This window comes from Providencia sp. TYF-12, from assembly GCF_041344805.1.
In the GTDB taxonomy this organism is placed as follows: Bacteria; Pseudomonadota; Gammaproteobacteria; order Enterobacterales; family Enterobacteriaceae; genus Providencia; species Providencia huashanensis.
The window spans coordinates 3,386,702-3,398,709 of the sequence record NZ_CP166833.1 but is presented as its reverse complement, the minus strand read 5'-3'; the positions used below and the strand labels follow the sequence as shown (position 1 = coordinate 3,398,709).

At 39.3% G+C, this 12,008-nt stretch carries 7 protein-coding genes; 4 read left to right on the top strand and 3 right to left on the bottom strand.

The window, feature by feature from the left end:
- Positions 1 to 164: 164 nt before the first annotated feature.
- Entirely contained in the window at positions 165 to 1,748 is a 1,584-nt protein-coding gene (locus tag ABE954_RS15690) for a TerC family protein (protein WP_129466749.1), read from the bottom strand.
- A 242-nt stretch (positions 1,749 to 1,990) separates the two neighbouring features.
- Here ABE954_RS15690 and gndA point away from each other — a divergent pair, with 242 nt between their 5' ends.
- Both gndA and ABE954_RS15680 read left to right on the top strand, forming a co-directional pair.
- Positions 1,991 to 3,397: an NADP-dependent phosphogluconate dehydrogenase gene (gene gndA / locus ABE954_RS15685; protein ID WP_042846554.1), complete on the top strand. Its 1,407-nt coding sequence runs from the start codon at positions 1,991 to 1,993 to the stop codon at positions 3,395 to 3,397.
- Between the two features lie 189 nt (positions 3,398 to 3,586).
- Positions 3,587 to 4,774, top strand: a complete 1,188-nt coding sequence (locus ABE954_RS15680) for a multidrug effflux MFS transporter (protein WP_129466748.1) — start codon at positions 3,587 to 3,589, stop codon at positions 4,772 to 4,774.
- Between the two features lie 83 nt (positions 4,775 to 4,857).
- Here the strand turns inward: ABE954_RS15680 and ABE954_RS15675 are convergent, their stop codons facing one another.
- Entirely contained in the window at positions 4,858 to 8,019 is a 3,162-nt protein-coding gene (locus tag ABE954_RS15675) for a M66 family metalloprotease (RefSeq protein ID WP_166685347.1), read from the bottom strand.
- Between the two features lie 286 nt (positions 8,020 to 8,305).
- Here ABE954_RS15675 and ABE954_RS15670 point away from each other — a divergent pair, with 286 nt between their 5' ends.
- Positions 8,306 to 8,947: a CatB-related O-acetyltransferase gene (locus ABE954_RS15670; protein ID WP_129466746.1), complete on the top strand. Its 642-nt coding sequence runs from the start codon at positions 8,306 to 8,308 to the stop codon at positions 8,945 to 8,947.
- Positions 8,948 to 8,996: 49 nt separating this feature from the next.
- Here the strand turns inward: ABE954_RS15670 and ABE954_RS15665 are convergent, their stop codons facing one another.
- Complete coding sequence (locus tag ABE954_RS15665; RefSeq protein WP_042846643.1) at positions 8,997 to 9,473, bottom strand: YbaK/prolyl-tRNA synthetase associated domain-containing protein; 477 nt, start codon at positions 9,471 to 9,473, stop codon at positions 8,997 to 8,999.
- Between the two features lie 350 nt (positions 9,474 to 9,823).
- On the opposite strand from ABE954_RS15665, the gene ABE954_RS15660 reads away from it, so the two are divergent.
- Positions 9,824 to 12,001, top strand: a complete 2,178-nt coding sequence (locus ABE954_RS15660; RefSeq protein WP_210814111.1) for a TonB-dependent siderophore receptor — start codon at positions 9,824 to 9,826, stop codon at positions 11,999 to 12,001.
- The last annotated feature ends 7 nt before the right edge of the window (positions 12,002 to 12,008 follow it).

Below are 12,008 nucleotides of genomic sequence, written 5' to 3'. Positions count from 1 at the left end.
GATTAGGTGTATTCAATGCTATAAATTATTCAGTATTTCAATGATTATTCTTTTAAAAAACGATGTTGTTTTTTATTTACTGCTATTAAATAGCCATTTTTCACTAAAAGTGAAATAAAAATACCGGCTCAGAGGCCGGTATTTATTTTGTTTAGAGCTAAAGGTTAGTCATCTTCAAATTCATAGCCATCACCTTCGGGTGCTGGCGGTGTAATGAGCACTTTATTAACACGATGACTGTTGACTTCAAGTGGTTGGAATACGCAGCCATTGATAGTCATCTGTTCGCCTACTTCAGGAACGCGCTGTAAGTGTTCCATTAGTAAACCTGCAATTGTTTCATATTCACGCTTATCGTCTAATTCCATTGGGATAAACATGATCAGGTCTTCAAGTGGCATAAAGCCGTTGGCAATCCAAGTACCATCATCCAGTTTTTGAATATCGTGGCGTGAGTCATTTTCTTCATCACCAACAGGCAAGTTACCCGCGATTGTTTCCATTACGTCGGTCAATGTGACGATACCTTCGATAGAGCCAAATTCATCCACAACAAACGCAAAGTGTGTATGGGCTTTACGGAACTGTTCTAATGCTTTTAATAGTGATAACCCTTCAGGGAAAATTAGAGGTTGCGTGATTAATGCACGCAAATTAAGCGGTTTACCACGAAGCTGTTGTTTGACTAAATCCATTACATGAACAACACCAACAGGTTCATCACTAATTGTTTCATCTATAACCACTAAGCGTGAATGCGGGTTTTTCTCCATCAATTGCAGTAAATCGGCGGAGGATTTATTGATGTCGAGGTAATCCACATCATGACGTGAGGTCATAATACTCTCAACGTTACGTTGTGCCATACCTAAGACACGCGCAATCATCAAACGTTCTTGCGGGTCAAAAACAGATTGGTTATCCGCAATCAGATCTGATGTGTGAGGGTCTAATTCGCCTCTTTCTGCTTTACCACTTAAAATACGTAATACCGCTTCAGCAGTACGTTCGCGCAGAGGCCTTGTTCCCGTCAGGAATTTACGGCGATTGAACTGCGCAAATTGGTTAAGAACTTCAATCATGATAGAGAAGCCGATCGCAGCATATAAGTAGCCTTTCGGTATGGCATAACCGAAGCCTTCGGCAACTAAGCTGAAACCAATCATAAGTAAGAAGCTTAAACACAGTATGACAATGGTGGGGTGGTTATTGACAAAGCTAGTCAACGGTTTACTTGCCCAAATCATCAACAGCATTGCAATAGTGACTGCGGCAATCATGACGCCAATATGGTCAACCATACCGACAGCTGTAATGACAGAGTCAAGAGAGAAAACCGCATCAAGAACAATGATTTGTGCAACAACAGCCCAGAAATTCGATGTTTTTCGTTGAGTATTAGTGTGCTCGTCTTTACCTTCTAGTCGTTCGTTTAGCTCCATTGTTGCTTTGAACAATAGGAATAGCCCCCCGATCAACATGATCAGATCCCGAGCGCTGAAAGGATGCTCAAAGAGTGTCAATATTGGTTTCGTTAGCGTAATTAGCCATGACAGGCTAAAGAGCAGGACAACGCGCATGATAAGTGCAAGCATAAGCCCCGTTACACGGGCTCTATCACGCAACTTAGGCGGGAGCTTGTCAGCTAGAATGGCGATGAAAACGAGGTTATCTATACCAAGAACGATTTCTAGAACGATAAGGGTAGCGAGGCCCGCCCAAATCGAAGGATCTGCGATCCATTCCATACAGTTTGTTTTACCTTCTGATATGACGGCTTATGCCGACAGGTGAATAATGCGGTTTGTTGAACTAAATATCAATAAAAATTCACTTTAGTTAGATATTTTTTGACAAAAAAAGTCGTGAATACGTCATCGATTGCATCAATAACTACCATGCTGCACAATCCTAGGTTAATATGTGATCCCGTTAACAGAATGTCAGCACTATCAAGGCTGACTTGGTCCTAATCAGACAGGAGTTTTTCATGTCAAAGCAGCAGATTGGTGTTGTCGGAATGGCTGTCATGGGGCGCAATCTTGCGCTGAACATTGAAAGCCGCGGTTATTCAGTGTCTATCTTTAACCGTTCTAAAGATAAAACAGATGAAGTTATCGCCGAAAATCCAGGGAAAAAATTAGTTCCCAACTATACAATTGAAGAGTTTGTTGACTCTCTGGAAAAACCACGCCGCATCTTGTTGATGGTTAAAGCGGGTGAAGCAACAGACAAAACAATTGCCTCGCTGACTCCTCATTTGGACAAAGGTGATATCTTAATAGATGGTGGTAACACTCTTTATAAAGATACTATCCGTCGTAATCGCGAATTATCTGAACAAGGTTTCAACTTCATCGGTACAGGTGTTTCTGGTGGTGAAGAAGGTGCATTGAAAGGCCCTTCAATCATGCCTGGCGGTCAAAAAGAAGCTTATGAATTAGTTGCTCCAATTTTAAAAGAGATTGCAGCGAAAGCAGAAGGCGAGCCATGTGTGACTTATATTGGTCCAGATGGTGCAGGGCACTATGTCAAAATGGTTCACAATGGTATCGAATATGGTGATATGCAATTAATTGCAGAAGCATATTCATTGCTAAAAGGCTCATTGAACTTAAGTAACGAAGAATTGGCAGACACCTTTGCAGAGTGGAATAAAGGTGAGTTAAGCAGCTATTTGATTGAAATCACAGCAGATATCTTCAAGAAAAAAGATGAAGATGGTAAATATCTGGTTGATGTGATCCTTGATGAAGCAGCAAATAAAGGGACAGGTAAATGGACTAGCCAAAGTGCTCTTGATTTAGGCATTCCTCTGACTCTGATCACTGAATCTGTATTTGCGCGTTATATTTCATTCTTGAAAGACCAACGTGTAGCCGCCTCTAAAGTATTAAGTGGCCCAGTATTAAAAGCAGTTGATGGTGATAAAAAAGCATTTATTGAGAAAATTCGCCGTGCGTTATATCTAGGTAAAATTGTTTCTTATGCGCAAGGTTTCCAACAGCTGAAAGCGGCATCAGATGAATATAATTGGGACCTCAACTACGGTGAAATCGCGAAAATTTTCCGTGCGGGTTGTATTATTCGTGCTCAATTCTTGCAAAAAATCACTGACGCTTATAACCAAGATGCAAAAATTGCCAACTTGCTGTTAGCGCCATATTTCAAACAAATTGCCGATGAATACCAACAAGCTCTGCGTGATGTTGTTTGTTATGGGGTGCAAAATGGCATACCTACACCAACGTTCTCAGCAGCAATTTCTTACTATGATAGCTACCGTTCAGCGGTATTGCCTGCAAACTTAATCCAAGCGCAGCGTGACTACTTTGGTGCTCACACTTATAAACGTACGGATAAAGACGGTGTTTTCCACACAGAATGGATGGAATAATCCGTCATCATTGATTATTGATGACATAAAAGGCGCTAGGTTTAGCGCCTTTTTTGACTTTTAAGCACCGTAAAATGGTTAATTTATAACGATGAGTAAATCGCTTATTCGGTATCGAATATAGCTTTATTATAATTTATAACAGCGAATATTTTTTAAATTATATTTTATCGAGTCTAGGCATGGTTTATGCGTAACTTTCTTATTTTATTGCTTTTATTAGTATTACTTGGTCCATTAGGGATTGATTTATATTTGCCGACAATACCTGATATTGCGAGGGATTTAGGTAGCAGTGAGTCGGTGATCCAGTCAACGATAGCACTGTTCATTCTCGTTCTGGGGTTAGGGCAATTAATTTCGGGCCCACTAGTGGATAGATATGGACGAAAACCTGTCGCGATTGCAGGTATGGTGCTATATATCATCGGTGCAGGTGTTGCGATTGTAGCAACGACACCGGCAGTATTTATTGCTTCTCGTTTATTGCAGGGAGTTGCGGTTTGTTGCACTTCTGTAGTGGCTTTTAGTTGTGTGCGCGACCGGATGAATGGTACAGAAGCGGCGCGAGCTTTCGGTTTTCTAAATGGTACACTCAATATTGTTCCTGCATTGGCCCCATTATTAGGGGGGTTATTGGCAGAGGCTTGGGGGTGGCGCGCGCCATTTTGGTTCCTTGCACTGTATGCGTTGGTAATATTAGTACTGATTATCATATTATTACCGGAAACACGGCCAACAAATTTGCCAGCAGTAAAAACGACCCAACTTAAAACCTATTGGCGGATTTTGGGTGACCGTCAATTTATCATTTTTGCTTTGGTTAATGCAGGGACTATGGGGATGGCACTAACTTATGTTTCCCTTGCGCCCAGTGTTCTAATGGGGGATGCACAACTTACCCCACTAGAATTTTCTATTGTATTTGGAATAAATGGTTTTTGGATCATGTTTGCCAGCTATATTGCCAATTACTTTATTCATAAAATTGGCCGGCCAACTTGTTTATTAGTGGGCAGTACGATGATGGCATTAGGTTGTTTAGGGTTGCTGCTTGGTTTTATTTTACTCTCTGAACAAGTGCAAAATCATTGGGCTGTGTATATGTTACCTGTCGCATGTGCTTGTACCGGCCTTGCCTTTATGATGGGCACCGCAACAAGTTATGCCTTAGAACCATTTGGTAACGAAGCCGGGACGGCTTCTGCGTTAGTGGGGTTTGTGCAAATGGCAGGAGGAGCAGGGTTAGGGTTATTTGCCATTGCTTTACCTATCGCCCCGAAACTATCCCTAGCGATAGTTATGTTAATTGGTTGTATTTTTGGCTTAGTTGCAAGAAAGGCGAGCTTAAAATTAACTAAAGACGAAAGTCATTAATTATTAATGCTATTCAAGGCTCGATTAGCTAGCAATGTTAATTGAGCCTTGAGATTACTTTATGCTAATACCTTATATCAACATTAAACTATTTCCCCATTAATTGTTGTTGGGTGTTTTAGGGTTTTTATTTCGATATCTTCAGTGTGAACTATTTTATTATTAACATAAATATTCACTTTTACTGGGTTAAGCTTCCATTCAATATTGACATGGTATTTATTCATCAGGCCCTCTTTCATTCTAAAGGCATGCAGTTGGTATTTATTAATTGTGCCATCTTGTAATATTACTTCTAAATATGGTGAGTCAGGGGAAATGTGTTCATCAGGTCGATAAACCATGCCGAAAGAACCATAGAGAGGTATACAGCTTTGCCTTTCAAACTTGCCGTCGGGGTCATAAAAACCGGTTAAGGTAATAATAGGGACGCCTTGTTTATCAGGTTTTTTATATATCCCTTGGCTCTCTATTTTTTGCCAAGTATGGCCATTCGAAATATAAGATAGTATTTTGTCTTTAGTTATTTTACTTTCAACGCTATTGACGATTACGTTACTACTCCAGTCTGCAAATGAGCTTATTTTTATGATTGAGCCTTTATTTTTAGGCGTGGCAGGAGGGAAAATCATATTAGGAGTATGGTAGCCATTACCACTTTGTATGTGAATAAACTTATATTTTTCTGCAAAAGTATTAAGTTTTTCATCGGTTAAATTTTCCCCATTCTTTGTCGAATAATGAAAGAATATAAGTTCTGAAAGATCAGGGCTGGCATCTACCATTTCTGCTTTTTCAGAATCCCATTTTTTATAACCAGTCGTCGATTCAGGGGAAAATATATAACTATTTTGAAGCCGTTTTTGAATTGCAGCTAATGAATTTGGTGTGTAAGCGGTAAAAGAATTATAGTTTGAGTCGAAAGGGTAGCCACTAGACATTGCATCAGTATTAAATACCCCGTCGTGTGACAAGTTAGGAATAAAATAATTGTACTCACAATCCCATAGCCATGATGAGTTTTTTTTATCGGGTGTGGTGTGTGTTCCGCCTTCAGGACCGCCGTGATAATCACCTAAGCCAAAATTATGACCTAATTCATGGCTAACCTCATTTCCCTTTGATTCATATAATGTGGCTTTTCCACCGCCTCCCGACCAACCATGATGTTGTATGCCATTTTCGTATACGCCAACAGAATTATGCATGGTTACTTGGAATGTGGGGAGAAATGATGGAGCTGATGCCTGAGAACTATTAATACCATAGTTGGCTGAATTAATGCCGTCAGAAATGAGGTCTTTGGCAATCTCATGTCGCATATTCCCGTCATGACCACCCCCTTCGCCTGTTGCTTTATCAATAAATAGCTCACCACGAGGGGTAACAACTTGAGTTAAGTAGACGGGGTCAAAACGAGTTACAATCAATGTCGCAGCGGGGACTGTTTGGCCATATTGGCGGTTTAACTCATGGTTATTCTGAAAGTCAAACTCATTCCTTGGGGGGGTTAACATACCAATATCTATAGTGTTAATCATCAGGATATTGGGAGCACCAATTTTCACATCATTAAGCGCTCCTGTAGACTCAAGGGTATTGAACTCAAAGCGTATCCCCGGTTTTATATATTCTTTAGGAATGATAGCTGACCAAGTATTTTCTGAATAGGCGAGGTTTTCAAGCGGGGCGCTTGTGGTAGGTTCTGTTATCGGGACCCATTTTTTTTTAATATCATAAATAAAAGTGATTTTTTCGCCTGTTTTTAGCTCATATTTTTTACTGCCATAGAAAATAGAACTGGTATAAGAAGCTTCGGATGAAAACATAACTTTCTTATTATGGAAAAAGTCATTAGCGTTAAGTCGAAATTTTGGCGCCCAATTCCCATCACTAGTTGCTATTTTTATCGTTTCATTGTGTGCGATTAGCTGGTTAAAAGATTCACTATCATTGGTGATTTTTTGGATTTGTGAGTTATCACTAATGAGTAAGTCATATAAACTGCCGTCTATTATAGAAGGTGAAATAGTTAATGGTGGGGGAGCAGCAATGGGAGTGTTTTCCCATACACCATCAAAGTTACAAACGAGAAGTCGTTGTTCACCTTTTTTCAGTGAGACAATATTATTATTGAAGCTAATCTCCGTTTGTTTTTTAGTTTTGGATGAAAACAGTATTTTTTTACCACTATGCTGCTTGTTATTAATTAAGTAAATTTTTTTAACCCAATCATTATCTGTTAATTCAAGTTCTATACTCGAGTGAATTTTAAAATATTGGTCTAAATTATTTGTGTCAGTTCTGCCCTCTTTTCGGGGGGCGAGTAATTGAGTAAATCCTTTTAGTTTAAATTCGAAAGAAGATGGTGTAACCCGGTAGTACTCAGATATTTCTACATCCTTCTTTGTTTGCCATCGGCCATTTCCATCACAAATAAAAATAAGGCTATTGTTTTTTTTTAGTGAGGTATGCTTATTACCATATTCAATTTTTACGGTTTTATTTGAATCATTGTAAATAGAGATGTATTTATAGCTATATTCAGTGTTATTATTAATTACAAAGGTTTTCTGCGGGAAAGGGGCATTGAATATTATGTTTATTTTATCATTTATTTTAATTAACTTATCAAAGTAAATGGGGTTTTCTGTTACCTTTTCTAGGTCATCATTATGGTTAATAGTCAGGTCAAATTTATTTGTTTTATTAAAATAGTGAGGTAATAAGTCAGTTTCTGGAATATGGTTATTTGCAGTGGGGGGGAGTTTTGAAGGGGGAAGAAGCTCTTTAGTTATTAATAAGTTGTTTTTTTTATCAAATATTTTGAATTGAAAAGGTTCACTCTCTGCAATAATTTTATGGGGTTTTACCAGTATCAAAGTATTACGGTCGGAAACTAGAGTTGGGTGTGTGTCTCCAGCAATTCTATTTTTGGCAGGGATTATACTGGCTTGAGCAAAAGTGACATTAGCCTTTAATTCCCCAATAAGGTCATTAGGAAATTGGTTTTTATTAAAATACTTCATTTTTGCATTAATGATATCGTTGAACCGTTGCTGGAATAATTGTACTTCTAGGTATTTATCACTTATTAATGGGTTAGTATTAGCTTCATGTATGATGTGCCATATATCTAATAAAATTCTGTTATCATTTTCAGGGTTAAGAGTGAAGGGATAGGTATTTTCAGCCTCGATTATTTCTGTTATTGATGGTAGTGCGCTCGTAGTAGGATTAAACATAAAATTCCTTTTTATATTTTTGGTATTTATCAATCAAGTAATTAATTAAAATTACTTATCAATATTATATTAAATAAAGTGCAGCTAATAATCATGATTGACTAACAGTTAGTCTTAAACTTTAATTAATGGTAAGTTTGTATGATATTTCTAGCTGAGTATTGAATATGCAGAATCCATTGTTAAATAAGCCAAGGGTAGCTAAAGGTGATGTATTTTGAACGCGAATACATCACCATAGACAGCGTTCTATGGTAAATATAAACGGATTAAAAGGTTTATTACCATGAATAAAAAGCATTGGTCAAAATATGAATTACTGCATGAGGTTGTGCAAAACCCTAATATTCATATTAAAGGTAAGCATAGCTACTACAGTGATTGTTGGGATAATGGCTTTGAAAATTCGGTTGTTCGTTACCTTCAGGGGGATGAGCAAAGTCGAGATTGGCAGCTTGCGTGGCATGTAGACCAACTTTACATTGGGGACTATGTTTGTATTGGCAGTGAAGCCGTGATTTTGATGGGTGGGAATCATACTCATCGAATGGATTGGTTTTGTTTATATCCTTTCCTTGAATATATTGAGGAAGCTTATATAGGAAAGGGGGATACGGTGATTGGTGACGGAGCATGGATTGGCATGCGAGCTTTTATCATGCCGGGTGTCAAAATTGGTGAGGGAGCCGTCATTGCGAGCAACAGTGTGGTTGTTAAAGATGTTGAGCCTTATAGCATTGTTGGGGGGAACCCTGCCAAGCCAGTTAAACACCGGTTTGCGCCTGAAGTGATTAGCGAACTCTTGGCGCTGAAAATCTATGATTGGCCAGAAGCAAAATTCTCCGCTTTAAAGCGCGTGATTTGTGGATCTGATTTTCAGGCACTAAAGCAAGCCAGTATTGAATACGACCGACAGCTTAATCAGTAATTGTCATTTAGGGTTATTCTATGGAATAACCCTTTTTACGATTAGATGGTTAGCTTTCTTCTATACGAATAAACTTTACTAAAGTGGGCTTGGCTATTCTTTGGTAATCTTCTGTATTTAAAATAATCGAGCGTTCTAATGTGCCTGCATTAAAGGCTAATTCCTCAAAACGTTCAAACAGCAGCGGGTCAGCAATGAGCTTTAAATTGGGATGAAAGCTAAAAGGGGGGATCGCACCGAATACACATTGCGTGAGTTCATCCACTTCTTTCGGGCTTGCTAAGGACGCACGAGTTCCACCAATTGCCAGTGCAATTTTGTTTAAATCGGCTTGTTTATCTGCTGGCAAAATCGCGAGTACATGTTGGCGGATACCATTACCTTTAACATGACATACCAATCCCTTTGCACCTTGCCCAAGTTGAGTGCCACGTATTTTTGCCACTTCTTCTGATTTCCCAGCGGTGGGGTGCTCCATCACACGATACTTTGCATTATTTTTATTAAGTAATTGTGTTAACTGCATAAAAATAGAATTTTCAGACACTGTTATTCCCTTTAAAACCACATCAATATCAGGGAATGATAGCAAGTTTACATGCAGATACAACCGCAAAACCAAGGGATGTTAAAAATCAAAATATGCTAAATATTATAAATTGCATATCAGATGCGGTTTTAATCTGTTTTATTGGTTAGTTTATAGCCTTTTCTATTTCATATGCTATTTTGTTTTTTATTTCTATTAAAAACAAACCGTTATAGTTATGTTTTTTCATGAGTTAGTGAGAATACAAATTGTTAAGAATTGAGGTTGATCATTTACGCTGTATTTTATTATCGGTAATATAAAGTTTTATATAACGAAAAGATAATATGAACCGTAAATTTAACTTATCTGTAATATTGCCTCTTATTGCAGGGATAGCCCCATCTATTGTTGCTGCTCAAGTCTCTGAGCAACTAGCTAAACCTAAACAAGACCGTATGTTGGTGACAGCAGCGCCAAACGATGTCACGACAGAAGCGCAAGCCGGAGCCGGCTTTTTTACTTCACAAATTGATATTGGCCCATTAGGGAATTTGGAATGGATTGATACACCATACTCCACAACCACTATTAGCCGCGAAATAATCAATAACCAACAAGCTAAAAGTTTGAGTGAATTGTTGAAGTTTGCACCAAGTACACAAATGCAAGCCCGAGGGGGCATGGATGTCGGGCGTCCTCAAAGCAGAGGAATGCAGGGTAGTGTGGTGGCAAATAGTCGCCTTGATGATTTGTATATTATTTCGACCACAGCATTCCCTGTTGAAATGCTGGACAGGGTCGACATTATTAATAGTTTGACGGGGGCATTGTATGGCCCTGCAAGTCCAGCGGGGCAGTTTAATTTTACGGCCAAACGACCTGAGGATGTGCAACGCTTAACGTTAGGCTATCAAAGCCGTAATGCCTATAGTGGTCATGGGGACTTAGGAGGGTATTTTGATGAAAATAAGCGCTTTGGCTACCGTCTTAACTTACTGGATGAAGAAGGTACGGGCAGTGCAGATGATAGTACATTACGGCGTAAATTTGCCTCATTAGCACTGGATTGGAATATTCAGCCTGGTACGCAATTACAACTTAATGCGAGCCATTATAACTTTGTGCAAAAAGGGTATGTGGGGAGTTTCAGCTATGGTCCTAAGGTTAAGTTACCAAAAGCACCAAATCCACAAGATAAAAACTTAGCACTACATACCGCAGGCAATGATTTAACTACTGATACAGTTAGCACTCGCTTACTTCATGATTTTAATGAAGATTGGTCATTGAAAGCTGGGGTAGGCTATCAACAAGCAGATAGAGCTATGCGGACGGTAACCAGTGCTATTCAAGATAATAATGGAACGATTTCCCGATCGTTGATGGATTCTCCTGCATCGGGGCGCTTTAGAGTGCTAAGTCACTCCGTAATGTTAAATGGCCATGTGGAGACAGGGCCAATCGCTCATGATTTGTCGTTAGCGACGAATGGCTATGTGTGGTCGATTTATAGCTCAAAAGAAAATAGTACTCGACGCAATTTAGGTGATACCAATATGTACCATCCATCGCCAATGGAAGAGCCTTCTGATGGTAAGATCCATACGGGGGGCTCACGTTATAAATCGGCTGAAAATCGCCAACAAAGTATCACAATTGGCGATACCATCACCTTTGACCCCCAATGGTCTGCAATGTTTTACCTCAGTCAAAGTTGGTTAGAAAGCCGTAGTTTTGATAAACAACACCATAAAACGAGTCAAACTCATCATCATGGTCTTAGCCCACAAGCGGCACTGATGTACAAAATTAGCCCACAAGTAATGACCTATATTAGCTATGCGGATTCACTGGAGGAAGGAGATACTGCTCCATTAGGACAAGGTATTAAAAATGAAGGGCATACTTTAGACCCTTACCGTAGTAAGCAATATGAGTTGGGAATTAAAGCCGATGTTGCCGACTTAAACCTAGGGGCTGCGTTGTTTCATTTAGAACGGCCATTTGCTTATGTGGATGGTAATGATCTCTTTCGTGAACAGGGAAAACAAGTAAATCGAGGGCTTGAGCTTAGCGCGACAGGCCATGTATGGCAGGGGTTAAATATCTATAGTGGTGTGACTTTTCTTGACCCTAAATTAACAGATACAGGGTTAATATCGACTAAAGACAAACGCGTCGTTGGGGTACCTAAAGTCCAAACCAATATGCTCGTAGAGTATAGCTTACCATCGGTGCCTGAGCTGGTTTATAGCGCTAATGTGCATTACAGCGGAAAACGTGCCGCTAATGATACAAATACGAGTTGGATAGATAGCTACACCACTTTAGACCTAGGGGCTCGTTACAGCACCAAAATAGGTCTTGTTCCTACCACTTTTAGGTTATCCGTTAATAATGTGACAGATAAGCGCTATTGGGCATCGATTTTCCCGGGGGGAAATAATGGCCAAGGCGGTGGTAATAGCGCATTTGTAGGTTCAGGCCGTGAAGTACGCGCAACCGCAACTTTTGATTTCTAATTAATCC

Bases quoted from the DNA above. Each gene is read 5' to 3' on its own strand.
- ABE954_RS15690 (WP_129466749.1), bottom strand. From the start codon at position 1,748: ATGGAATGGATCGCAGATCCTTCGATTTGGGCGGGCCTCGCTACCCTT.
- gndA (WP_042846554.1), top strand. From the start codon at position 1,991: ATGTCAAAGCAGCAGATTGGTGTTGTCGGAATGGCTGTCATGGGGCGC.
- ABE954_RS15680 (WP_129466748.1), top strand. From the start codon at position 3,587: ATGCGTAACTTTCTTATTTTATTGCTTTTATTAGTATTACTTGGTCCA.
- ABE954_RS15675 (WP_166685347.1), bottom strand. From the start codon at position 8,019: ATGTTTAATCCTACTACGAGCGCACTACCATCAATAACAGAAATAATC.
- ABE954_RS15670 (WP_129466746.1), top strand. From the start codon at position 8,306: ATGAATAAAAAGCATTGGTCAAAATATGAATTACTGCATGAGGTTGTG.
- ABE954_RS15665 (WP_042846643.1), bottom strand. From the start codon at position 9,473: ATGCAGTTAACACAATTACTTAATAAAAATAATGCAAAGTATCGTGTG.
- ABE954_RS15660 (WP_210814111.1), top strand. From the start codon at position 9,824: ATGAACCGTAAATTTAACTTATCTGTAATATTGCCTCTTATTGCAGGG.